The organism is Candidatus Abawacabacteria bacterium (assembly GCA_016207805.1).
Classification (GTDB): domain Bacteria; phylum Patescibacteriota; class Gracilibacteria; order RBG-16-42-10; family RBG-16-42-10; genus JACQZO01.
Genome location: JACQZO010000002.1, coordinates 132,610 through 156,115 on the forward strand (window position 1 = coordinate 132,610; position 23,506 = coordinate 156,115).

Genomic DNA, 23,506 nt, shown 5'->3' on the forward strand with positions numbered 1-23,506 from the left:
GTATGGATAATGATCCCTCACAAGACTTTCCACCTTCACGCAAAGAAGCTGCGCAAAATCAAGTGAAAGAACGCTTTGCAGTCAAAGAAACTGGGGCCAGACGCACTCTTCGCACACCTGGGGAGCAAAATGCTAGACGCATTTTAGTCTTTATCGCATTAGGCTTCATTTTAATCTTCGTTATTGCCTTATTTGTTGCTGCTCTCAGTGGCAGTGGTAATAACTTACTCTCAGCATTTGGTTTAGATACAGATATTCGTGCTTTGCTTTCTCGAGTAGTTAATGTGGTTTTTGGTATTAGCTTTGTCGTTACCATTGTTTTGTTGGTGATCGGCATATTTATGCAATTGGCTGCTCTAGGAGAACCTAATCAAGTACGAAAGGCGAGAAGATTGTTAATTCGCTCTGGCGTTGCCTTAATAATTACAGCTGTATTGTGGATCATTTTTACTATTCTCTTAGGAAATGTTTCTTTACCTCAGCGTAAACCAATAGAGACTGGTTTCAAAATAACTACTGAACCAGCAATGCTTACGGCACCAGCACCGTTCTCAGTAAAATTTGCTACTTCCAACCTCGCCCTACAAGGTAAATTTTTACAATGGGACTTTGGTGACGGCACTACTGGTACTGGTCCGACTCTTGCCCATGAGTTTACTCAAGAAGGCAGATTCATTGTTACTGTTACAGCTACAGACGCCCAAGGGGAAAATGTCCAAGCGAGCACAGTCGTAGTCATTAATAATATTCGTCCCCAAGCTATAGTGACCGTAGACAAATCTACTGGACCGGCACCACTTAAAGTAAAATTCGATGGTAGCGCTTCAAAGGATCCTAATGGTCAAATAGTAAATCAGCAATGGAAATTTGGTGATGATAGTGAACCTGTGAATACTTTGATAGCTGAACATGAATATAAAAAAGAGGGTCCCTATACTGCAGTGCTGACATTAACAGACAACAACTTCGATACTACCGAATTTCCGATAACTATTACTGTCGGTCCTCCATTGAATGCTCCGGTAATTAAACTTTCTACTAATCCACCTTTGGTTGAAGTAGAAGGGAAAAAAGTAATTCGTGGTGAAAAACCACTAGCGGTTCGTTTTAGTGCTGCTGACTCTACTGATGATGGTCAAATAGTTAGTTTTGATTGGGAGTATGGAGATGGTGACCAATCCGAGTCTGGTAAAACGGTGAATCATTCCTTTGCCCAAACAGGTACTTACAAGATAACTGTTAGATTGAAAGATGATGATAACAATGTCTCAGAAGAAAATATAGAAGTAATCGTGGGCAATCCCAAACAAGGTCCCCAAGCTGCTATGATCACGGAACCTAGGGCTCCAGAGCGAGGCAGTTTAGAGGGAGTCTTTCCTTTTCAAGTCAGCTTTAATGCTGAGACTTCACGCGACCCAGATGGCTCTATTGTAGCATATGAATGGGACTTCGGTGATAATACTGAAAAAGTATCTGGACAACGTGTAACACATACCTTTACTAGAGCAGGTACTTTTAGTATCACCTTGGTAGTGACCGACAATGATAATCAAAAGAGTGCTCCGGCCATGATGAGTGTGCAAGTAAAGCCGCCAACTTTAGAGAAACCAATTATCCAAATTACCAGCAATCCACCGACACCATCAGGCAATGTTCCTTTTACAATTGCTTTTGATGCTTCTGGCTCTCGCTCCAGTAACGGTAATATTATTGCTTATGAGTGGGATTTTGGTGATGGAGCAAAGGTAATAGGCAATGCAAGGATCTCGCATACATACAATTCACCGGGGGTATACACGGTCAGCCTTACTGCTCGTGATATTGCCAATCAAACTAATACCCAAACAGTGGTTGTGGCAGTCAGAGTTGCTGCACCAGTTGCTCAAATCGAAGCCAGCAGATCACGCGGAACAGCTCCATTAAATATTCTTTTTAATGCTTCTGGTTCAACAGGTAGTATTACTGATTTTCAGTGGAATTTTGATGATGGGACCACTGGTTTGGGTCGTACTGTGGAACATATATTCAATCAACCTGGCCGCTATAATGTGGTATTGAAAGTGACTGATATTGCTGGCCAAGTTGATGAGGCGACATTGCAAGTGACAGTAGAATAATATTCCAGTTTTGTGCTATACTATCTTGATTAAGTAATGCTTGTGATCGGATTTGTTTTAAAGCGTCTAGCTCTAGCACTTTGTATAGTGTGTTTGCTATCCACCAACATATTTGCCGCGACGAGTGCAGTACCTAGTTCTGCAGGCACAACACAACTAGGAGGCCTAGATACTAATAGTACCAATCCTTACCTTCACTTCGGGCCAAACACCAATCCCAGGCCTGCACTGCCTCCTGCATTTACAGTCCCAGTTTATCCTACTGCTGAATCGTATGTCGTTAGTGTTATTAATTTTGTGTTAGATTTTCTAGGTTTGATTGTGTTGGGTATGATTGTCTATGGTGGTTATCAATATGTGATCGCTATGGGAGATTCTGGTAAAATCAAAAAATCTAAGGGTATTATGACATCGGCAATTGTTGGTTTTTTCTTGATAGTAATTTCTTTTGCTATTGTTGCGACCATTATTACAGCCACACGTCCGGGAGTGAATGAGTGTGTGAATGTTCAGCGGGGAATCTGTCTTAATAGTAGTGGGCAAGGTTTGAACTTTGGTGTGGGTACAGGTATTGGTCGGCTAATTGGTAATATTTTCTAATTCTATGCCTACTACCTACTTGCTTTCCGCTTTATTGCCTAATTATCCAGCTGGTTCTGGTTTGCTTTCATCACAAACAGTTGAAGCTGTTGGGGTTTTTTATTTGAATATCATTCTAAGCTTTTTAGGTTTAGTAGCTTTGGTGATTATGATTCTTGGTGGAGTAAAAATGTTAACTGCAGCCGGCAATGGCGAGCAATTTAAAAGTGGCCGTACTATTTTGATTGGAGCTGCTGTCGGTTTTGTAATTATCATTTTAGCTTTTGCTATTGTTGCCACTTTGATTGGAACTTTTGGTACACCTTGGGTTGGGGGAGTAGCCCCTGGCCGTTCGGGTGTGGGTATTGGTGTTGGTATATCCTTGTAGAAGTATATGAAAAAAATTAGTACTAATATGGGAATCAAATCATTGCTAACCAAGTTAGTTGGTTTAGTGATAATAACTGTATCTGTGTCAATCAATTTGAGTGCCACACCATTGTATGCCCAGAATAATTCAGCGAATAACTCAGAAAGTGTTCAAACTAACATAGCTGCTTGTATCCAGAGATTGGGTAATGGCTCTAGTGACCGTGCAAGTTTTGATAATCGGTTACACTGTGAAGGCGAGCGCTATTTTATTGCTGCCAGCTTTATTAGTTGTGGTCTCACTGCTTATGATCAAGCTTTGCCAGAAAATCAGAATAGTTTAAGTAGTAGTGAGAAGGATAGAATTATTCAACAATGTGCCAGTCAACAACAAGCCTCAAATATTGCTAGCTCAACAAGCTCGGCTTCCCCCAGCACAACTGCTAGCTCAAGTGCCTCGTCCTCTTCATCTGCATCTTCTAGTCCGAATAATAGTGGAGCATTCGGTGGTTTTATCAACACTAGCCAAGGACAAGTTGGTCTCAACTCTGCTCAATATGGGACTGCATATAAAGGCAATATTAGCCGGGCCACTACTATCCAAGGAGGCTTTGGTGGTGTCACGGCATTTCTGCTCAGCTTTTTAGGATTTGCAGCTATGATATTTGTCATGTATGGCGGTTTTGTTTATATCACTGCCAATGGTGAACAGGCTAAAGTAGATAAAGGTAAAAAGATCGTATGGGAAGCAGTTGTTGCTATGCTAATTATTTTTGGTGTTTATGCCATTGTAAATACCGCGCTTGATGTTGGCTCAGCAATAAATACAAATATTCGCATCCCTATTGGTCCAGTAGAGTTACAAAGTGGCCCTGGTGGTGGCACATTACAAATTCCTTTTTAATAGTATGAAGAAACTCCCTTTCCAGAATTTTTTTGCCACCATTTTTGTTTTTTTGATCTTTTTTTGTTTTGTCCCACTAGTGTTTGCTCAAAGTGGCAACACCACTATCTATCGTGGACCAGACTATGTAAATGTAACACCATTTTCCAGCTTCGGTGCGGTGACTATTGATCGTTTAATCAATAATGTGATTAATTATGTTTCCGGTATCTTGGCGACTATCGCGGTAGCATCTTTGATGTATGGTGGCGTGCTGTATATGACAGCAGGAGGGGATAATGGTCGAATTGGTAAGGCAAAACAAGTCGTAATTCTCACCTTTGTTGGTTTAGTTTTAGCCTCTATGGCCTATTTGGTAATTATATTCGTTACTCGTCTTTTTTATGCAGCATAATATGAAAAAGTATGGTAAATGCCTTCTGACAGCTTTGGTCCTTTTAGGTATTAGTACTAATACTGCATTTGCTGCTGCTGTGGATGATTATGTGAATGGGCTCAGAATATCAGCGATTGCTAATATTAGAGACATTAATGCCCGCAGTGAAGTAAATACACGCTTAGAGGCACTTAATGCTTGTCTGAATAGAGATTGGGCAGGCCACAACGGCCAAAAAAACTGGCAGTATCATGTTGGTGGTAATGAAGTAACTACTAGAGAAAGATTAGTTGAAGTGATTGATAATGATAACAACCATCCCTGCAATGCAGAAAAAGCTACATTAGCTACATATTTACAATCTATTATTGGTCAACCGAACGTAGGCTATCCACCATTAATTGCCAGCGTGCGCAGAGGGGCATTAGAAGATGGCGTCACTCAGAGTTTTGGTATTTATTATTCCAATGAGCCAGCTTTGAAGGCTAAGTTTGATAGCTATTTCGAGTGCTTAATGGCTGAAGATAATGGTGCTGCACGTTGGCAATTTGGTCGCGCTGCGCCCACAACAATCGAAGAATTAAGAACGCGAACCAGTGCTAGTTCTCATCCTTGTCATCGTGAGCGTGAATTACTAGCAGGTCATAATCGCGGAGATCCTGTGGATAGTTCTAGCAGAGCAAATCTCGCTGACAGTCCAAATCGTCAAGGTCGTACTGAAAGTCCAGTTGGTCCAACAAATACAACAGGTTCGACAAACTCAGGAGTTGATTCACGGCCAATTTATCAACGTATTGTGCCTCCTTCTGAGCAAGACGTTTTTGCCCCAGCTTTTGCTCGAGGCAGCAATCCTAGCATCAGTAGCTTTGTGAATTTTCTTTTTGATTTATTGGTCCGTAAATTACTCCCTTGGATGGTAGCTGTAATGGTACTACTCATTACTTGGGCTGGATATAATTATATTATGGCACAAGGCGATTCAGGAAAACTCAAGCAAGCAAAGGATATGATTCTCTATTCTATCATCGCGATAGTACTAGCTGTAGCGGCACTTAGTATCATCACTATTCTCAATAATATTCTTACTAATGCGCGCTAAACTTATGAGAAAGATCTTTATTATCTTAGTATTATTGCTTTGCACTTCTAGTTTTGCTTTTGCTCAAAATCTTCCCAATCTGCCTGGTGGTGGAGGTGCTGGAGCTGTTTCCGCACCCAATGTGCCTGGTTCTCCAACAATTCCTAATGTCCAAAATTTGCCTGGAGGTGGTGGGCAAGGGGCTATTAGTGCCCCAGGAGGTTTGCCAGGGGGAGCTGCTGGTGCTGTAACGGGACCAGGTGGGCTGCCAGGAGGCGCTACTGGTGCTACTACAGCACCATCTGTGTATGGTCAACCAAATAATCAAAGTTCTAACACGGGCTCAGGCGGCTTTCTAAATATTGCTACCCCAGCTAATCATGGTCTGCCAGGCAATGAGGGGTTAGAACCTATTATTACTCGAGTGATCAATAACGCTTTGAATTTTATTGCCTTAGTTGGTATTGCTGGATTGATTTTCGCCAGCTTGCAACTCTTCTTGGCTCAAGGAAAGGCTGATGGTATTGGTCAAGCAAAGAATAATATTTTTAATCTGCTCCTTGGTTTTGTCATTGTACTACTTGCTTGGAGTGGGGTGACCATTGCTTTGAGATTTTTAGGCTTCTAGAGGAGATCTACTTGGCGCGATCCCAAACAGGTATGCATGGCTTTGCCTTAAGCTAAGAAAGCCCTTGTTAGTGATGATTAGATGATCTTGCAATGAAATTCCCAAATTATGTCCGGCATTGGCAACTTTTTGGGTCAGTTCTTGGTCCTCGCTACTGGCGATATGGTCACCACTGGGATGATTGTGGGCGAGAATAAAAGTATAGGCATTGGTGATTAATCCTGGTCTTAAAATATCTTTTAGGTCAGTGTAAGCAGTGTTTAAATTACCCAAGGCAATAATTTGATCATGGATTAAGTGTAGTTGATTATCGAGATATAGGGCTCTGATCATTTCTTGTTCTAATGGGATCATTGCGTTGAGATGCATGTAGGCGGCAAGTGGTGAGTTAATCTTGGTAATGTATGGTTTGCTTTGGGCAAACAACTTTTTTCCTAAGGTAAAAATGGCCGCAATTTGTTGGGCCTGTTTTAAGTTCACTTGGGTTATTGCTACAATATGTTCAGGAGAAGGATTTTGTGCTAAGAGATATAGTATCTCAACAGAAAATTCCTGAGCTGAAGGGTCTGCTAACGCCCAATTTAGTAATTGGGAGATTGAGCAAGCATGTAGGTTGCCAGTGTGAAACATAGCTACAAAAAAGTTAAGTTAATCTCAATATAGAGTAAAAAAAATGAAAAAAACTTTGGATACCAATATCAATTATTTGCTTGAGCTCTGTAAGAGTTTTAATCAGAACTCCAATCTGGCCAAAATACAAGAAGCTTATCTATTTGCTGAGCAAGCTCATAATGGTCAGTTCCGTAAATCGGGTGAGCCCTATGTGACCCATCCATTAGCTGTTGCAATGCTATTGGCTGAGTTGAAAGTTGATGATGCTACTATTATTGCAGCTTTACTACACGATGTTCCTGAAGATACGAGTGTCTCTATTGAGGATGTCGCTGCTCAATTTGGGGAAGATGTCAGTCATCTAGTGGAAGGAGTAACTAAACTTTCGAAAGTAAAATATGTGCTTAATATGGAACAGTATCAGGTTGATTGCCTGCGCAAAATGTTCCTTACTCTCTCCCAGGATCTTCGAGTAGTTATTATCAAATTGGCTGATAGGTTGCACAATATGAGAACATTGACGGCTGTAGCTCCAGAGAAAAGAGTGCGCATTGCCCTGGAAACTATGGAAATCTATGCCCCTTTAGCTGATCGGCTGGGAATCTGGTCTTTTAAATGGGAATTAGAGGATCTCTGTTTTCGTCATTTATATCCGCTGCAATTTTACAAATTGACTAAAGAGCTTTCTTTAGGCCAATTTGAGCGTGATGAATTAGTCAAAGAGATGAAAGATGCTCTTGGTGAACAAATTGTTAGCAAACTGCAAATTACTAATTTTGAAGTTTATGGTAGAGCCAAGCATTTGTATTCTATTTTTCGGAAAATGGAACGCAAACAAAAGACTTTGTCAGAAATTTATGATTTATTTGCTATTCGAGTCATAGTAGATAAGGTTAGTGACTGTTATGCCGTACTTGGCCTTATTCATGAAATGTGGAAACCAAAGGCTGGTAGATTTAAAGACTATATTGCTGCGCCTAAAGTTAATGGCTACCAAAGCTTACATACCACCGTATTTGGTGTTGATGAAAATTTAATTGAGTTTCAGATTCGTACTAAATCTATGCATGAGCAAGCTGAGTTGGGTTTTGCCGCTCATTGGGCATATAAAGATCAAGGTGGCAGCAAAGCTGTCAATGAAAAAAATATGGCCTGGTTAGCACGATTAAAAGATTTGCAAGAGAATATTCATGATAATAAAGAATTCATTGAAGGAGTAAAGGTTGATTTATTTAACCAACGTATTTTTGTTTTTACCCCACGAGGAGAAGTGAAGGATTTGCCTGAAGGAGCTAATGCTATTGACTTTGCCTTCGCTGTGCATAGTAATGTTGGCTATCGCTGTCAGGGGGCTAAAGTGAACGGCAAAATTGTTCGTCTGGAGACTCCGCTAAAAACTGGAGATGTGATAGAGGTACTCACTACCAAAAATATTATTGGCCCTAAACGTGATTGGCTACGAGTAGCAGCAACGGTACGAGCGCGAAGCCGAATCAAGGCTTGGTTTCGACGTCAAGATCGTGATGCCAATATGCATTCCGGATTAGAATTACTGGAAAGGGAATTGGCCTTTTTTGGTAAAGGGAAAGTCAGCGACCTGAATGAAGCAAAAAAGAACGATTTGCTCCAAACATTTACTTCTTATAAGAGTTTTGAAGACTTATTAGTGGCTATTGGTGAGGGGGAAATTTCCCAAAGAACCGTTCTAAAAAAGCTTTTTTCTGAACAAGAATTGTTACATGGTAAAGTTGTTGCCACTGTTCGCAATGATGAGGTAGAAAAGCCTCAAGTTTACATTCAAGGTGAACGAGATGTAATGATTACCTACGCTAAATGTTGTCTTCCTACTCCTCCCGCACCAATTATTGGGTACATTACTCGTGGTCGTGGAGTAACCGTTCATACCACAGACTGTCGTTGTGTTAAAAATCTTGCTTTAGATAGATTGGTTCATGCTAGTTGGCTGCACCCTAATGCTGTGACGAAGTACCATGTAATGGTTATTATTGAAGCACAAGATAGGGTTGGTCTACTGCGTGACATTCTCCAAGAATTAGCTCGTTATAATGTCAATGTGGTAAACTTGCGTATTCACCCTCGAGATGAGCTCGGCAATGTGCGAGATGAAATGGTGGTGGAAATAGTCAGTGTTGATCAAATTACCGCAGTGCTAGATTCTATATTGTCCATAACAGGGGTTCTGCGGGCTTATCAAATGGTCGAAGCACAAAGTCTATAATTTCTCTGCAATAATACATAAATTTCTCGCTTCAGAGCGTGCTACTATAGCTTCTTTATTGCTGTACCAAGCTTCAATAATACGAAAGCCGCTTTTTTTACAGGTAGTAATTAATTCTGTTTTGGTGAATGCATAGTAAAATCTTTGCTGTTTATTTTCTTGAGCCGTATAGGGTACATAACTATGATGATAAGGAGATTTCATAATATACTTGCGGTATTTTGCTTGCCACATATTCCATACTGTAATAAATAACTTGCCTTGAGGGTTGAGTGCTCTATGAACGCGTTTCAATACCTTGATTTGTTCTTCATTGCTTGCTAGATGGTGTAAGCTGGCAATGAAAAAAGCGCAATCAAAACGGTTACTGCCATAATGATATAGTGTCATATCTGCTCTTTCGAAAGTATAATTAGGCCATTTTTGTTTAGCCTCATACAATAAGTCTTCTGCCTGATCAATTCCCAAGTAGGTGCATGATTTGCTTGCTAAGAGCTCTATTAGTCTGCCATTGCCACAGCCGATATCAATCACATGGCTTTGTTCAGGAATATATGGTAAAAAAGCTTTCAGCTCCGGCCAAATGAAACTTCTTGTTTTTGAGAAGTGATCGGCTATAGTGTTGTAGATATTGCGTAAATCTGTTTTGTAATCATTCATATGTCAGCTATTGTACCCCAAAAAGAATACCAGAAAATGACGCCAGCGCTCTATGAAGCAGCCGCATTTGTCTTGCAAAAAATTATTTCTGAAGAAGTCACTGATCGAATCAGAATAGACAAGTGGAAACGTGAAGCTGCGCGCAAGTTTCAGGTGCCATGTCCAGCTCAAACTATTATTTTGGCTGTATACCGAGATTTAGTAGAAAAAGGTAAATTGGGACGACATGACTGGATTAATAAAACCTTGAAGAAGAGTGCGATCAGAACATTGTCAGGAGTGGCACCTATCCCAGTACTTACCAAACCTTATCCTTGTCCTGGTAAGTGCGTTTATTGTCCCACAGAAGCTGGTGTGCCCAAGAGTTATAATTCCAATGAGCCTGCTGTGATGCGGGCTATTACTGTCAATTGGGATAGTTATCGGCAAGTAGCAAAACGTCTTTATGCAATGTCTACCGCAGGTCACACTGTGGAGAAAGTAGACTTAATCGTTATGGGGGGCACTTTCTCATTTTTGCCTAGATCATATCAGGCCAGCGTAGTGCGCAAGGCGTTAAAAGCGATGAATGAATTTGTCGTGATGAGAGAGAATCCCAAGCGTTTTACCAAACGTTTTGATTCCAGTATTAAAGTTCATACCTCATTGCCAGCAGAAATGTTAAAAAATGAATCTGCAGCTATTCGGTGTATCGGTATTACATTTGAAACCAGGCCAGACTATGTGACTGAAAATGAAGTGATTCATCTGAGAAAATTAGGTGGCACAAGGATTGAAATAGGTGTGCAAAGTGTATATGACGATGTGAATTTATTAACTAAACGAGGACATGGCAATAAGGAGGCTAAGGAAGCCACATTTTTACTTAAGGAAGCAGGTTTTAAACTGCATTATCACACCATGCCCAATCTTCCTGGTAGTGATTTAAAGCGTGACCAAGAAATGTACGAAATTCTCTGGAATGATAGCGATTTTAGACCGGATCAAATCAAAATATATCCTTGTGTTGTCACCATTGATGCTGAGCTGAAAGATTGGTTTGATAGGGGAGAGTATCACACCTACTCAGATGAAGAGTTGATTAATATGCTGACTGAGGTAAAGAAAAATGTGCCCTATTGGGTACGAATTGTGCGTTTAGGAAGAGATATTCCCCAGCCCAATATTTTGGATGGTAGTCACTACACCAACTTCCGTGAGTTAGTACAAGCAGCAATGAAGAAAAAAGGGTATATATGCCGGTGTATTCGGTGTCGAGAAGTGCGTGATCGTGCGCATGATATTACCCAGGCTGAGTTATTTGTTGAAGAATATATTGCCTCTCAGGGAAAAGAATATTTTATTAGTATAGAGTCAAAAGATAGATCAATATTGTATGCCCATTTGCGTTTGCGTATTCCCTATCACACATTGGCAGGGAAAAAACATTTTATTCGTGAACTTACCGATAGCGCACTGATTCGCGAAGTTCATACCTATGGTGAAGCTGTTCCTTTGGAAGAAAGACGTAGTGGGGCTGCTCAACATATTGGCTTTGGTCGTATGATGATGGATAAAGTGGAACAAATATTACAGCGGGAAAAAATCAAAAAGATAGCTGTGATTAGCGGTGTAGGAGTTAGAGGATACTATCGAAAGTTAGGATATGAACTTGAGGGTACATATATGGTGAAAAAAATATAGGAGCAATAATGTTTGCCCCTGGGGGCCCATGTTTAGTTGTCTTTTCATTTTTATTTCGCTATCTATCTAAGATTGATTCAGGTATCGATCTATGTCTGTTTGGGATCTAGTTTTTCCACCTCGTTGTGTTCACTGTAATAAAGTTTCGCATTGGCTATGCGAAAGTTGCCAGCAATACTTCAACAAACATTTCCATACTCAAGTGCATGCAGTGATATTACCTAGTTTGAATCAGGTTTTTATTAGCTGCTATGATTATTCCCATACCATCAGTCGCTTACTCTATGCCTGGAAATATAGACGTTGGTATGGGGCTGGAGAATATTTAAAAAAGTTAATTCTTGCTGCTTATAGTGAAGCATTTGGCACTACAGAAAGAACACTTTGTGTGCCGGTGCCCATTCATCGCCAAAGATTGCGGGATCGTGGTTTTGATCAAACTAAAGAATTACTAGACATGTTAGTTGAACAATCTCCCGACATATGCCAACAACTACTGATTCGTACCAAGAATACTCGTACCCAAGTTGGTTTAAACAGGGTGGCAAGACAACAGAACGTGAAAAGAGCATTTATGCCCAATATCACTAATAAGTTTCTCCATCAATGCGATTATCGTATTGTTTTGATCGATGATATTTTAACTACCGGTTCAACTCTGCAAGAATGTGCGGCTCTGCTGCGCCAAATTGGTTTTTCTCACATAGATGCACTAGTCTTACAAAGAGGTACATAGTGCCATGTTGTTCAGGATCTATTTTCTGACGTCTTGCTTAATTTTATGTTACTTTATCATTGGTTAGAAGTTGCCTATGAAAAAAAATTATTCCACTACATTTCATTTGCCTGTTATTAGTGTAGCTACCGAAACTATTATTGCTTTACCCTATCAATTTATTATTGAATGGCAAAATTTCCAAATTGTTGCTTTGTGGGTACGATTTGGCCTTACTCACAAAAAAATAATTCTTTGGCAAGACATTCAAGAGATTAGTAATGGTTGGTATGTGCAATCAGAATCAGCCTTGAGCGAAGCCTCTGATTTGATTCGTTTGCAAGAGGTTTTGGCACGCTTCTTCAATCTAAAAGGAGCACATTGTAAGACATTGGATGGGGTGATGCTAGGCAAAGTAAGTGATTTTACTTTTGACATGAACACCGGCCAGATTACTCAAATCATGATAAAAAATTATCTTCTCAAACCCATTGCTCATGAACTAATCATTCCGCTTAGTGCTATTAATAAAGTGGAAAATGAAACCATATTTGTCGATGATCTAGAAAAGAAAGTAGAGACAGAGCAGACTAGTCCTGTCATTTTACCTGCAACCAACTATGTTTGATTTTAGTATTTTGAGTGCCCCAGTCAAAGGTTCCTATGCTCGGACTGGAATTTTCACTACCCCTCACGGTGAGATCCGGACACCAATCTTTATGCCCGTAGGTACCAAAGGTACAGTAAAGACTTTTACTCCTGAGGAATTAGTAGCTGTTGGTGCAGAGATTATTTTAGGTAATACGTATCATCTTTTTTTGCGCCCTGGAGATGAATTTTTAGCTGAAAGAGGCGGCTTGCATGGTTGGAGTCACTGGGATAAGCCGATTCTGACCGATTCTGGTGGTTTCCAGGTGTTTAGTTTAAAAAAAATACGCAAAATTGATGAAGATGGAGTGGAATTTCAATCAATTCATGATGGTTCAAAGCATTACTTTACTCCAGAACGAGTGATGCAAGTGGAAGCAAATATTGGAGCTGATATAATTATGGCTTTCGATGAATGTGCTCCTGGTAAGGCAGATAAGGAGTACGCTCGAGCAGCCATGGAGCGTACGCATCGTTGGTTGGAGCGCTGCGTGCAAGCGCAAAAGAGACCAGGTGATCAGGCTCTATTTCCTATTATTCAGGGCGTAACTTACGATGATTTGCGTATCGAGTCCGCCCAATTTGTCGAACGATTCAATTTGCCTGGGGTTGCGATTGGCGGTTTAGCAGTAGGCGAACCCAAAGACATCACTTATAGAGTATTAGATACACTGGCTCCTCACTTGCCAAGCAATAAACCCCATTATCTCATGGGTTTGGGGTCACCAGAAGACTTGTGGGAAGCTGTGCATCGTGGGGTTGATATGTTTGATTGTGTCTTGCCGACCCGTATTGGCAGACATGGAGGAGTCTTTTCACCAATCGGTAGGGTGGATGTACGCCGCAACGCATACCGCTTGAGTGATCAGCCTATTGATCAAGCCTGTAATTGTTATACCTGCAAGAATTATTCTCTTAGTTACTTACGCCACCTAATAGTGGAGAATGAAATTTTAGGAGCAAGATTGTGTAGCTTGCACAACATGCACTTTCTCTTTGAACAAATTCGCACTATCAGAAGTTCTATTATGGATGGTACCTTTCTACAAAAAAAGGAAGCATTTACGAGCAAATATAAGTATATGGGAAGTTAAGAATTCTGAATGCGGTCCTTCGGCGAGCTCAGGATGACGGCTGAGTGCTGAATTAAAGCAGGAAGCTGTGCCCCTTTTAGTCTAACTAAAAAAGGGCATACCTTATGGCTTGTGCAATAACTTTTGCTCTATTGTCCATTCCGAATTCAGAATTCAGCATTCAGAATTTCTTCTGTAGTTCTTTCCTAATCTCACTGCGGGCTTCTTTTTCGAGATCGTATACTTTTAAGTTCTTGTCTACATGCAGCTCATGCATGATGATGGCAAATTCTGCTATGATCATTGGCGCGATGAGAAAGCTGACATCGAGATGGAGGAAAATATTGTAAGTTGCGTGTAGTACTACTGCTACTAGCAATCCTTCTGCAATTAATTCTTCCTGACGGATATGAACACTTCTTGGTAAAGGAAATGTCCTTTTTTGCCAGAGCATTTTTAGTCTATGGACTCGAGTTTTGACTCCTTCAAAAAGTAAATACTGGCGAAGCTTTTTTTTCTCGCTTATTTCTGCTTCTAATCCAATAATTTTAGCCCGACCATAATAATAACCTAGAAATCCAGAAAATAAGGTATGTACAAGCATAGTGCCGAAGTTTCGGGCCGCTACCACTTGGACAAAGCTCATATTACTCATGAGTAGCCAAAAGTTGTTTAGTCCATCAGGGGCAAAGTTCTCAGCAGCTACAGTAAAGTAAGCGATATTTTCAATATAAGCGAAGCCTAGAGCTCCAGCTACAGCATACTCGATTCCATCCACGATACGGTTGAAAGCAACCTGATGATCATTAACGCTTCTAATAATAAAAAACTTAGCATATTCCTCTAATGCACCCATAAAGATAAATCCTAAGGCAATTAAAGGAATGTGATTGGCAATGGTAGCTTGGTCTACAAATTGGCTTAAATCAAAATTGAGAAAGCTCTTCAGTAAATAATTGATACCCAATACTGGTAATACTGCAAACATGCCAAAAATAAAAGTGATAGCCATTTGGCGGCTATCTTCTTTGTCCATGAAAACCTGGCGATAATAGAGCCACAGCCAAAACAGTGCAGGTATCAGTGCTCCAGTACCAAGCAGCACCAATAATCCTGGATGACTCCCAATCCAAGCTAGCAAGCTGTATGACCAAGTGAAAAAATCCTGAAAAGCTGTGCTGAGTGCGGGCATTTTTGTTTCTGTTCATTACTTATTATACATGATAAAGATATGGACAACTACAGGTTATCTTCGTACAATCACCCTGCTTCTATTGGACAGACTATTGCTCGCCTAGGCGAGAGGAAAGTCCGGACAGCAGCTAAGCACCATAATTCCTAACGGGAATCATCTGACCGTATATGTAAAGGGTCAGGTAGGGAAAGTACCACAGAGACAATACTACCCTGTGTTGTCAAAATGCAGGGGAAAGGTGAAAAGTCTGCCTCAGGTAGAACATCCTGTGTGAACAGGAAGTGTGGGTAAACCCTATGGGCTGCAAGGTGGGATGGTGGAAAAAGGATCACTTCGCTTAGCAGGTCTTTTTTCACCCACTGCTTGATCCCAACTGCAAAGTTGGGGCTAGATAGATAATAGTCATTCTGTAGCCCGTAAGGGCGAGCAGGAAACAGAATCCGGCTTACCATAGAAGCATCAAGAATTACAAATTACAAATCACAAATGAGGAGGTGGCGTGAGGCGATGAAAACTTGGTGGCAGGCCCAGAATCCTTGGTATCTTGGTGGCTGTGCTTTATTAGTTTTAGCAGCAATATTAAGAGCGCTTTTTTTGTCCTCGCCCCAAATGCCTGTATTTGATGAGGTGCATTTTCCTTATTTTGCTCAACGCTATCTTGCCGGTCAGCCTTTTTTTGATATTCATCCACCTTTAGCAAAGTGGTTAATAGCACTCTCTGAATGGTTATTTGGTTATAATCAGTCTGCTGACTATAGCTTGGCTGTGGCAGGTGCTGGTGCTACAGACTATTTTACCCGCATTATTCCTACCATTCTCGGTAACTTTTCCTTCAGTTGGCGCTTTATGCCATATCTTTTTGGCATGGGGTTTCTGTTAGTAATTTGGCAACTGGCTTGGCATATTACCAAATCATATCAAGCAGCTTTTTTCGCCTTGTTACTGGTTAGTACTGATAGTTTGCTTTTTGTTTATGGTCGTACAGGACTTATGGATGGGATTATGTATTTTTTTGTTTTTGCCGCTTTTCTTGCTTGTGTGCTTGCCTTAAAGCAACGCAAAGTTTTTAGGCAAGTAGGGTACTTGCTGTTAGCTGGAGTGTTATCTGGTTTGGCTATGTCGGTGAAGTGGCTCGGTATGGCAGCTCTTATTTTGTGCTTTTTCTGGTTGCTTTTCCATTTCCAAAAGATTCATAAACCAAGGGGGCTGATTGCTGTTTTGGCAGCTCTGATCTTGGCCGTCAGTACCTATCTGTTTAGCTTCATTGGTGAAACAAACAATTGGCAACAATTAGCTATCGATGTGAATCAGCCAACGCATTCTTATTGGGATAAGCTTTATCAATGGCATGATCAATCTTTTCTATTCAATAAAAATCTCAAGGATTCCCATCCTTATGGTTCTACTTGGTGGAGCTGGCCACTGATGCTACGTCCATTACTTTATTACTATGAACAAGTAGATCCCATAACCTTTACTCCAGCCCGAGATCTCCTTACCCAGACTCCTTTAAGTGTTTGTACCAGTGACGGTAGTTGTTGGGTGCGACTAATTGCCGCTATAGGCAATCCTATTATTTGGTGGTGTTCATTTGTTTCATTCTTGATCACGTTCTTTTTCATCTGGCCCAAGAAATCATGGCAATGGGCTTTGCTTCTTAGTAGTATTGTCATGTATTTACCGTGGCTATTTATTGGTCGCGTATCATTCCTCTATTACTTCATGGGGGTGGCAATCGTATGGCAAGTTTTGTTGGCCTTGAATTTGTGGGAGTGGTACAAAAAGCCATCTGGTAAAATAGCCGTGCCAGTATTGTTGGTACTAGCAGCCGTGTGGTTTTTCTTGGCCTATCCTGTACTCACAGCTACTCCAATTCCAGCCTGGTATATTCCTAAAGTACTATGGTTTCCCAGCTGGAGAACCTAACATGATGAACTGTTGTTGATTGTTGAAGATTCTCTAAAAACATGGCGTGCCTGCGTGTATTAACACTTCAGCAGCCTAGCACTGCGCTCACTCAGCGGAGAGCATTATCTGCGAACAAGCAGACATATCAAACTAACCTTCAGAGATGGCTCCGCCAGCCGAAGCTCTCCGAGCGCAGGCTGGTGACCCTGAGAAGAATCGAACTTCTATCTAGGCCTTAGGAGTGCCTTGTTCTATCCATTGAACTACAGGGTCAGATGTAAGTAGGGCAACTATTTTTTGTCGAACTCCTCGTCAGTGTAATCATCCTCACTAGTTTCCAATAAATCTACCCCAGTATGACGATACAGTTGATAATAGAAGAACTCTGTTAGGCCTCCGAAAAAGCCAATACTAAACCAGATAATAATAGGTAGACCAAAGAAAAGGGGAGCTGGTGTGCTGCTCATTAGTGCTACTATCGCTGCTATCCCTAAACCAAATAAAATACTGATAAAGCCTCCATAAATATCGATCACGAACTCATTAGCTCGTACCGTAACAGCATTAAAGGCTAGCATTGATGCCAGAGCAGAGGTTACTATTTGCACCAGAGCAACAAGCATCATGTAGTTAATATCTATTGTTCTGGCTAAAAAGTAGGCTGGGATACAGAGAACAAAAATAAAAATATTGATCATTGCTACTTGCAGCAGGCCGCTATAGGGATTTTGATATTTATCTTGATCGCATAAACTCATTAAGAAAACACTCATCCCATTGCCGATCAAACCAGCAATAAAAAGTACACTGATGCCCATGAATATCGCGAATGGTGATACTGCTGCTGTAGGATCAGCTAGGGCCTGAAAAAGTGAATTAGCCAAAATAACGCCAATTAAAATAATCAAGCCGCCGGCAATTCCGCCGACGATACCTGCCAGTAAACGATAAAAAACAGTTACTCCTTCAAACTTACGTGGCCCGAAGGATGATTCAGTGTTTTGCATAATCTTTTGAATGATCATTTATATTGTAGCATAAGGCAATGCCTACCCAGAACCAAATTAGTATTGTTACTACGCTGTCTTCCCAGAGATGAAGAAATAATGCTTGTACGGAAGTGGCTAATAATACTGCACCCATTATCCGAGACAAATGTGTCTTACTCCTGAGCAACAACAGCACTATATAGATGGTAAAAGTGAGAAGCAATATAAATGCCATGATTCCGGCTTCTTCGCCAATTTGTAAATACCAATTTTCACTGATGAGAGCATTAGCTTCACCCAGTAATCGCCTGGACACTGGTCCGGCAGATCCCAAACCAGAACCTAATGGCTGCTCACTGATACGTTGTAGGCCGGCAACAGTTTTGTGCCAGTGTTCAGAGGATGAGAGCCCGTGAGTAATTACATCCGGATACACAACAAACATGCTTGATAAAATAAATAATAGCGTACTTCCGCTCCATAAAAGCCATTTTTTAGGAATACTAAATAGACTACCAAGGGCAGCACCAATAAAGGCTGAGCGAGAAAAGGTAAGGATTAAACCAAGTGCTGGGATTACTAATAGCCACCAAGGTAAGCCCAGAATTACCAAGATGCCACCCAATAAAATTGCTAGACTACCAGTTTGATTAGGCCCAGAAAAACTAGCTTGTAAGCGGGGTATGCAATGCTCACCGACAAAAAGACAATGATATACAGGTAACGGTTTATCATCAACATACGAACTTTGATATGGGCTGTAACCGAACCATATTCCCATATTGGGAAATACGAACCATATAGTTAAGAATAACACAAAAGATGTTAATAAAGACCAGAGTGTGATCTTGAGAAAATGAGCAATTTTCTCTTTGCCAAAATAATTTCCTCCTAAAAAACCAACTAATAAGGCAAGCGCGAAGAGGGCATCAGTGCGCAAACCTAAAATAAATGCGGGGAAATTGGCTACAAAGAGAGTGCCAAATAGCAATAAACTGATAAGATAAATACTTAACAAAGTGAACCAATGCTCTTTAATAATATCTTGCAATACTTTTCGTACGGACCATGCTAGGCCAATGAAAAGAATAAGCAAAAGGATTTCTTTCCAAAGACTTAAGATATTGCTACTGACAGGAAGGTAATCAGCGTTGCTACCTAAAAAAACACTTGCTAACCATGTTTTTAAAAATGCATGCCACGGGAGTAATCCAAGTAATAAACAAGTAAGGAAGAAAAAAAGTCGCTTCATATTAGCGATATTTGCTACCAATCAAACTGCGTTTATAAGAGTCGAGATTCTCTAGAGCTACCGCCACACCGCGAACCACACAAAGCGTTGGTTCATCCACGACTACTGTCGGTACCCCAGTGTGATGGCTAATCAATTCCGCCAGATTTCTTAATTGGGCACCACCGCCACTTAGCACGATGCCATGGTCGATAATATCAGCGCTTAATTCTGGTGGGGTTTGTTCCAGCACCTTTTTGATTGCCAAGATAATTTTTTCCAATTCATCAGCAATTGCCTTCACCACATCTCCAGTATGTACCTCAATCACTTTTGGTAAACCGGTTACCAAATCGCGGCCACGAATATTCATTCGCAAAACCTCCTTCATGGGGATTGCACTCCCTACAGTAATTTTTACTTCCTCTGCCGTGCGGGGACCAATAGAAAGACCATATTGTTTACGGATATGCTCGGCTATACTTTGATCTAACTTATTGCCTCCAACTCGTACTGACTCTGAAACGACAATACCACCTAAAGAAATTACCGCGACTTCGGTAGTCCCACCACCAATATCAACAATAAAGTTACCTACTGGCTCAGCAATGGGAATATTAGCGCCAATAGCTGCTGCTAATGGATGTTTGATCAAGAATGCTTCATGAGCACCGGCTGAAATAGCAGCATCAATTACAGCACGCCTTTCTGTGCTAGTAATACCCGCCGATACAGAAATCATTACCTGAGGGTTGAAAAATCGAAAGCGTCCGGCAGCTTTATTAATAAAGTGGCGTAATAATCCTTCCGTTACCCGATAATCAGCAATAGCCCCATCCTGCAAAGGTTGATGGGCCTTAATCATTTCTGGCGTTCTACCAATCATCACTTTGGCCTCTTCACCAATTGCTAAAATTCTCTTCTGCTCCGAAACAGCAACAATAGAAGGTTCTTGAGCAATAATGCCTCTGCCTTCCATATGTACTCTGGTATTGGTAGTGCCTAAATCAATGGCAATTTTCTTACTAAGAAACATAAATAATTCTGAATTAGGAATTCTGAATGGTGAATTGATGCAGGAAGCTACGCTGCTTTTTGGTATGTAGTTTAATGAATAGTGTCAAACATGTAGTCAAATCACAAAATTTACTGCAGTGTATATTCCGAACTCAGAATGCTGAATTCAGAATTTCCCCATGCAGGATATGGTATTTCATTCTTGCAGTAAATACGGAAGATGTTTATAGTAAGGGTGTGCTTCCTTTCGCACAGCTGTTTTTAAAGTATTCATGTCATTGCCTGTTTGTGCACTGACAACTTTGCCGGCCAAAGAGTATGCCGCGGAGCTGTCCAGTGGGAAAGTATTGCATTTTACCGGTGCTGCTAGTTCTGCCAGCAAAATACTAACAATGTTTCATATTAGTACATTGTTAGATCGTGCTGTGCTCTGGCTAGCTGATGATCCGGCCATGTTAGAACGCCTCGCTTCAGATGGTGTGCTTTGGGAAGTCCCGCATTTCTTCTTTCTGGGATCGGATACCTTATTGGGCAATCATCATCTACAAGTGATGCGTTTGGTTGCTCTTATCCATCAGGGCAAAAAACCTTTTGTCGTAACGACTCCAGAAGTGTTTGCTGACTTAAAGTTGCCTACGCCTTATGATATTGAACAAGCCAAGATAAGTTTGAGAAAAGGTAAAAAAATTCATTTTGTCCAATTTTTCAATAAATTAATTGATAGTGGTTACCAATTAGCTAGTGGTTTGATTGTGGATCAGGGATTTTATGTGAAAAGGGGAGGAATTATTGATATTTTCCCGGTCAATCGTGAAACCCCTCTGCGGATAGAACTATTTGATGATGAGGTTGAATCTATCATGTCCTTCAATCCGGCTACTCAGGAAAAAGGAGATGTTTATGATAGTATAGATATATTCCCAGTCGACACTCGTGGTTATAACGCCTTTTTAAAAGACTATTTAACTCAAAGTGTCGTTGTTTTGGATGAATTGAGTCTCACGCCAGCCATTCCAGCTAATAGCGCAGTAGTTAACTTTTTGCCTTTTGCAGAAGACATCAGTAAAAAGACTGGGAGTAAAGATTTACACTGTACTTCAGTATTGCGTTTCCATAATCCTTTAGAATTTACTACCAATTTAAAACAAAAAGTAAAAGAAGCTTGGCAAATAGTAATTTTTACTTCTGATGCCGAAAAGATTTGGCAATTATTGGTAGATCAGGGGTTTTCGGATAGTGATATTAAACGTATCCGTTTAGTTGAGAAAAAGCTAAACAAAAGTGCAGTAGATAGCTTTAGTTCACAATCATTACAATTTCCTGAAGCATTTCAAAATAGCCTAACAAAACTCTTAGTTATTACAGATCAAGAGATATTTGGTCAATTCCAAAAACCCAAAAAGTATACCCAATCTCAGGTAGATGCAGCGTTTTTAGCAAGTCTTAATCCCGGCGATTTGGTCGTGCATATCGATCATGGCTTGGCACTTTTCCAGGGAACTATTCAAAAAACTGTGGATAATACTACACGTGAATATCTACAGCTTGATTATGCCAAGGGAGACAAATTGTTTGTTCCTGTCGAGCAAGCTGATAAAGTAAATAAATACATTGGGGCTACTGGCGAGCATGCACCGCCACTCACTAGATTGGGTTCTGGTGATTGGAATCGTGTTACTTCTGAAGCGCGCAAAGAGAGTTTAGTGATTGCCAAAGAACTATTGGAATTGTATGCCCTTCGGGAAACAGCAAAAGGTTTCGCCCATAGTAATGATGAGGCAAAAATGAGCGCATTCGATGCTAGCTTTGGTTATGTAGAAACGCCGGGACAATTGAAAGCGATCGAAGAAATTAAACGTGATATGGAAAAAGAACGCCCCATGGATCGTTTATTATGCGGGGATGTGGGATTTGGTAAGACTGAGATTGCCATGAGGGCTGCTTTTAAAGCATTCCTTAGTGGTAAACAAGTTGCTATTTTGGCACCAATCACTATCTTGGCTGATCAACACTGTCGCTCTTTTACTAAAAGAATGGACCCCTTTGGTGTCCGTGTTGCTATGATATCTCGTTTCAATGGCCCCGCAGAACAAAAAAAGACTTTGGAGAAATTGAAAAAAGGAGAAGTTGACATCATTATTGGTACTCATCGGCTTTTTCAGGAAGATGTAAAATTCAAAGATCTGGGTTTGGTAGTAATTGATGAGGAACAACGTTTCGGTGTGAAACAAAAAGAAAAGTTAAAAGCCTTGAGACATAGTGTGGATATTTTGACGCTGACAGCGACTCCTATTCCTCGAACTCTCAACATGAGTTTATCTGGTCTGCGTGATATTTCCACTATCACCACGCCGCCACCAGGTCGCTTGCCGGTAGTTACCGAGGTGCGACGTTTTAGTATGTCATTTATTAGAGAAGCTATTCTGCGTGAATTAGAGCGTAAAGGTCAGGTATATTTTTTGCATAATAGAGTGCAAACCATTGAAAGTATGAAAGAGAAGTTACAAAACTTAGTACCAGAGGCGCGCTTCATTGTGGCTCATGGCCAGCTCTCCAATGAGGATTTAGAAAATCGTATTTTGAGCTTCAAAGATCATAAATACGATGTACTGATTAGTTCCACTATTATTGAAAATGGTATCGACTTGCCTAATGCCAATACCTTGATTGTTGATAATGCTGAGCGTCTAGGTTTGGCACAGGCATATCAATTACGAGGTCGTGTTGGTCGGAGTAAGACACAGGCATATGCATACTTCCTCTATCACAGTCAGAAGCTAGACGACACAGCGAAGAAACGTTTACGTGCAATTGTGGAGGCATCTGAACTGGGGAGTGGCTTCCAAATTGCCATGCGTGATTTAGAAATTCGTGGGGCAGGGGACATTTTGGGTGCTAAGCAACATGGTAGTATTAACGCCATTGGCGTGACACATTTTACCCGTTTATTGAAACAAGCGGTTGAAAATCTTAAGTCAGGCAAGAGTCAAATTGACTTTATCAATAAACCAAAAGAAGAGGCATTGATTGAATTACCTGTCACTGCATACATTCCTGATACCTATATCGACGATCACATCGATAAAATTAAGTATTACCAACAGCTGGCGAGTTGCGACACCTTGGATAATTTAACCGAATTAACCAAAGAATTAGCAGAGAAATATGGTGAATTACCGACAGAAACCCGCAATTTGTTGAAAGTGTTGGAGTTGAAGATTCATGCTACCAAGGCTAACTTAATTGCTATCAAGGAAACTTATATTGAGCGTCAAAAACGGATTGAATTGGTACTTGGGGCCAGAGTTACTCCGAGGGAAATCATGAAGCTACTTGCACAAAATCCCCGCTGGATGATTTCCGGTCAAGTGTTAAAGATCAAAAAAGATGAGCTTGGTATTGATTGGTTTAGCCGTCTATGTGACGATATTCGTGCTTTTGCAGCGGCATTTGACGATGCATTGGTGATTGTTAAAAAATAACCC

At 40.7% G+C, this 23,506-nt stretch carries 20 protein-coding genes, 1 tRNA gene and 1 other RNA gene; 15 read left to right on the top strand and 7 right to left on the bottom strand.

Features of this window, described 5'->3' with window-relative positions; translation table 11 throughout:
- The first annotated feature begins 2 nt into the window (after window positions 1-2).
- From HY817_01005 to HY817_01035, 7 genes are read left to right on the top strand one after another with little or no spacing between them, the layout of a single operon-like run.
- Complete coding sequence (locus tag HY817_01005) at window positions 3-2,117, top strand: PKD domain-containing protein (GenBank protein MBI4835818.1); 2,115 nt, start codon at window positions 3-5, stop codon at window positions 2,115-2,117.
- Window positions 2,118-2,159: 42 nt separating this feature from the next.
- A complete protein-coding gene (locus HY817_01010; protein ID MBI4835819.1) occupies window positions 2,160-2,717 on the top strand; it encodes a hypothetical protein in 558 nt (185 codons plus the stop codon).
- A 4-nt stretch (window positions 2,718-2,721) separates the two neighbouring features.
- Window positions 2,722-3,084: a hypothetical protein gene (locus HY817_01015; protein ID MBI4835820.1), complete on the top strand. Its 363-nt coding sequence runs from the start codon at window positions 2,722-2,724 to the stop codon at window positions 3,082-3,084.
- A 6-nt stretch (window positions 3,085-3,090) separates the two neighbouring features.
- Window positions 3,091-3,969, top strand: a complete 879-nt coding sequence (locus HY817_01020; GenBank protein MBI4835821.1) for a hypothetical protein — start codon at window positions 3,091-3,093, stop codon at window positions 3,967-3,969.
- Window positions 3,970-3,973: 4 nt separating this feature from the next.
- Complete coding sequence (locus HY817_01025; protein ID MBI4835822.1) at window positions 3,974-4,363, top strand: hypothetical protein; 390 nt, start codon at window positions 3,974-3,976, stop codon at window positions 4,361-4,363.
- Entirely contained in the window at window positions 4,353-5,444 is a 1,092-nt protein-coding gene (locus HY817_01030; protein MBI4835823.1) for a hypothetical protein, read from the top strand. Before HY817_01025 ends, HY817_01030 begins: the two co-directional genes overlap by 11 nt.
- A gap of 4 nt (window positions 5,445-5,448) precedes the next feature.
- Window positions 5,449-6,051 (top strand): hypothetical protein, encoded by a 603-nt coding sequence (locus HY817_01035; GenBank protein ID MBI4835824.1) that lies wholly within the window; start codon window positions 5,449-5,451, stop codon window positions 6,049-6,051.
- Here the strand turns inward: HY817_01035 and HY817_01040 are convergent.
- Window positions 6,040-6,681: a hypothetical protein gene (locus HY817_01040; GenBank protein ID MBI4835825.1), complete on the bottom strand. Its 642-nt coding sequence runs from the start codon at window positions 6,679-6,681 to the stop codon at window positions 6,040-6,042. The genes HY817_01035 and HY817_01040 overlap by 12 nt on opposite strands.
- 43 nt (window positions 6,682-6,724) lie before the next feature.
- On the opposite strand from HY817_01040, the gene HY817_01045 reads away from it, so the two are divergent.
- Window positions 6,725-8,902 carry a bifunctional (p)ppGpp synthetase/guanosine-3',5'-bis(diphosphate) 3'-pyrophosphohydrolase gene (locus HY817_01045; GenBank protein MBI4835826.1) on the top strand — a complete coding sequence of 726 codons (2,178 nt, stop codon included), beginning with the start codon at window positions 6,725-6,727 and terminating at the stop codon, window positions 8,900-8,902.
- On the opposite strand, the gene HY817_01050 is transcribed toward HY817_01045, so the two are convergent.
- Window positions 8,897-9,562, bottom strand: coding sequence for a class I SAM-dependent methyltransferase (locus HY817_01050; GenBank protein MBI4835827.1), 666 nt, complete (start codon window positions 9,560-9,562; stop codon window positions 8,897-8,899). The genes HY817_01045 and HY817_01050 overlap by 6 nt on opposite strands.
- Here HY817_01050 and HY817_01055 point away from each other — a divergent pair, their 5' ends adjacent.
- The 4 genes from HY817_01055 (at window position 9,563) to tgt (ending at window position 13,702) form a co-directional block, all read left to right on the top strand.
- Complete coding sequence (locus HY817_01055) at window positions 9,563-11,245, top strand: tRNA uridine(34) 5-carboxymethylaminomethyl modification radical SAM/GNAT enzyme Elp3 (protein ID MBI4835828.1); 1,683 nt, start codon at window positions 9,563-9,565, stop codon at window positions 11,243-11,245.
- A 91-nt stretch (window positions 11,246-11,336) separates the two neighbouring features.
- Window positions 11,337-11,981 (top strand): ComF family protein, encoded by a 645-nt coding sequence (locus HY817_01060; protein MBI4835829.1) that lies wholly within the window; start codon window positions 11,337-11,339, stop codon window positions 11,979-11,981.
- A 76-nt stretch (window positions 11,982-12,057) separates the two neighbouring features.
- On the top strand, window positions 12,058-12,588 hold the full coding sequence (locus HY817_01065) for a PRC-barrel domain-containing protein (GenBank protein MBI4835830.1): 531 nt from the start codon (window positions 12,058-12,060) through the stop codon (window positions 12,586-12,588).
- A complete protein-coding gene (gene tgt / locus HY817_01070) occupies window positions 12,581-13,702 on the top strand; it encodes a tRNA guanosine(34) transglycosylase Tgt (protein MBI4835831.1) in 1,122 nt (373 codons plus the stop codon). Before HY817_01065 ends, tgt begins: the two co-directional genes overlap by 8 nt.
- A 160-nt stretch (window positions 13,703-13,862) precedes the next feature.
- On the opposite strand, the gene HY817_01075 is transcribed toward tgt, so the two are convergent.
- On the bottom strand, window positions 13,863-14,873 hold the full coding sequence (locus tag HY817_01075; GenBank protein ID MBI4835832.1) for a PrsW family intramembrane metalloprotease: 1,011 nt from the start codon (window positions 14,871-14,873) through the stop codon (window positions 13,863-13,865).
- A gap of 74 nt (window positions 14,874-14,947) precedes the next feature.
- Here HY817_01075 and rnpB point away from each other — a divergent pair.
- Both rnpB and HY817_01085 read left to right on the top strand, forming a co-directional pair.
- Window positions 14,948-15,339: RNase P RNA component class A (rnpB, locus tag HY817_01080), an RNA gene on the top strand.
- A 23-nt stretch (window positions 15,340-15,362) separates the two neighbouring features.
- Window positions 15,363-16,802 carry a phospholipid carrier-dependent glycosyltransferase gene (locus tag HY817_01085; GenBank protein ID MBI4835833.1) on the top strand — a complete coding sequence of 480 codons (1,440 nt, stop codon included), beginning with the start codon at window positions 15,363-15,365 and terminating at the stop codon, window positions 16,800-16,802.
- Between the two features lie 180 nt (window positions 16,803-16,982).
- On the opposite strand, the gene HY817_01090 is transcribed toward HY817_01085, so the two are convergent.
- From HY817_01090 to HY817_01105, 4 genes are all read right to left on the bottom strand, one after another.
- Window positions 16,983-17,057, bottom strand: a tRNA-Arg gene (locus HY817_01090).
- A 17-nt stretch (window positions 17,058-17,074) separates the two neighbouring features.
- Window positions 17,075-17,791, bottom strand: coding sequence for a hypothetical protein (locus HY817_01095; protein MBI4835834.1), 717 nt, complete (start codon window positions 17,789-17,791; stop codon window positions 17,075-17,077).
- Window positions 17,778-19,025: a hypothetical protein gene (locus tag HY817_01100; protein MBI4835835.1), complete on the bottom strand. Its 1,248-nt coding sequence runs from the start codon at window positions 19,023-19,025 to the stop codon at window positions 17,778-17,780. The genes HY817_01095 and HY817_01100 overlap by 14 nt, the downstream gene beginning before the upstream one ends.
- A gap of 1 nt (window position 19,026) precedes the next feature.
- Window positions 19,027-20,040 carry a rod shape-determining protein gene (locus HY817_01105; GenBank protein ID MBI4835836.1) on the bottom strand — a complete coding sequence of 338 codons (1,014 nt, stop codon included), beginning with the start codon at window positions 20,038-20,040 and terminating at the stop codon, window positions 19,027-19,029.
- A 253-nt stretch (window positions 20,041-20,293) separates the two neighbouring features.
- Between HY817_01105 and mfd the strand changes: the two genes are divergently transcribed.
- The gene (gene mfd, locus HY817_01110) at window positions 20,294-23,503 is read left to right on the top strand and encodes a transcription-repair coupling factor (GenBank protein ID MBI4835837.1); all 3,210 of its coding nucleotides are present in this window, start codon (window positions 20,294-20,296) and stop codon (window positions 23,501-23,503) included.
- Window positions 23,504-23,506: the final 3 nt, after the last annotated feature.

Coding starts and splice junctions, on each gene's coding strand:
- HY817_01005 (MBI4835818.1), top strand. CDS start 3: ATGGATAATGATCCCTCACAAGACTTTCCACCTTCACGCAAAGAAGCT.
- HY817_01015 (MBI4835820.1), top strand. CDS start 2,722: ATGCCTACTACCTACTTGCTTTCCGCTTTATTGCCTAATTATCCAGCT.
- HY817_01020 (MBI4835821.1), top strand. CDS start 3,091: ATGAAAAAAATTAGTACTAATATGGGAATCAAATCATTGCTAACCAAG.
- HY817_01025 (MBI4835822.1), top strand. CDS start 3,974: ATGAAGAAACTCCCTTTCCAGAATTTTTTTGCCACCATTTTTGTTTTT.
- HY817_01030 (MBI4835823.1), top strand. CDS start 4,353: ATGCAGCATAATATGAAAAAGTATGGTAAATGCCTTCTGACAGCTTTG.
- HY817_01035 (MBI4835824.1), top strand. CDS start 5,449: ATGAGAAAGATCTTTATTATCTTAGTATTATTGCTTTGCACTTCTAGT.
- HY817_01040 (MBI4835825.1), bottom strand. CDS start 6,681: ATGTTTCACACTGGCAACCTACATGCTTGCTCAATCTCCCAATTACTA.
- HY817_01045 (MBI4835826.1), top strand. CDS start 6,725: ATGAAAAAAACTTTGGATACCAATATCAATTATTTGCTTGAGCTCTGT.
- HY817_01050 (MBI4835827.1), bottom strand. CDS start 9,562: ATGAATGATTACAAAACAGATTTACGCAATATCTACAACACTATAGCC.
- HY817_01055 (MBI4835828.1), top strand. CDS start 9,563: ATGTCAGCTATTGTACCCCAAAAAGAATACCAGAAAATGACGCCAGCG.
- HY817_01060 (MBI4835829.1), top strand. CDS start 11,337: ATGTCTGTTTGGGATCTAGTTTTTCCACCTCGTTGTGTTCACTGTAAT.
- HY817_01065 (MBI4835830.1), top strand. CDS start 12,058: ATGAAAAAAAATTATTCCACTACATTTCATTTGCCTGTTATTAGTGTA.
- tgt (MBI4835831.1), top strand. CDS start 12,581: ATGTTTGATTTTAGTATTTTGAGTGCCCCAGTCAAAGGTTCCTATGCT.
- HY817_01075 (MBI4835832.1), bottom strand. CDS start 14,873: ATGCCCGCACTCAGCACAGCTTTTCAGGATTTTTTCACTTGGTCATAC.
- HY817_01085 (MBI4835833.1), top strand. CDS start 15,363: ATGAGGAGGTGGCGTGAGGCGATGAAAACTTGGTGGCAGGCCCAGAAT.
- HY817_01095 (MBI4835834.1), bottom strand. CDS start 17,791: ATGCAAAACACTGAATCATCCTTCGGGCCACGTAAGTTTGAAGGAGTA.
- HY817_01100 (MBI4835835.1), bottom strand. CDS start 19,025: ATGAAGCGACTTTTTTTCTTCCTTACTTGTTTATTACTTGGATTACTC.
- HY817_01105 (MBI4835836.1), bottom strand. CDS start 20,040: ATGTTTCTTAGTAAGAAAATTGCCATTGATTTAGGCACTACCAATACC.
- mfd (MBI4835837.1), top strand. CDS start 20,294: ATGTCATTGCCTGTTTGTGCACTGACAACTTTGCCGGCCAAAGAGTAT.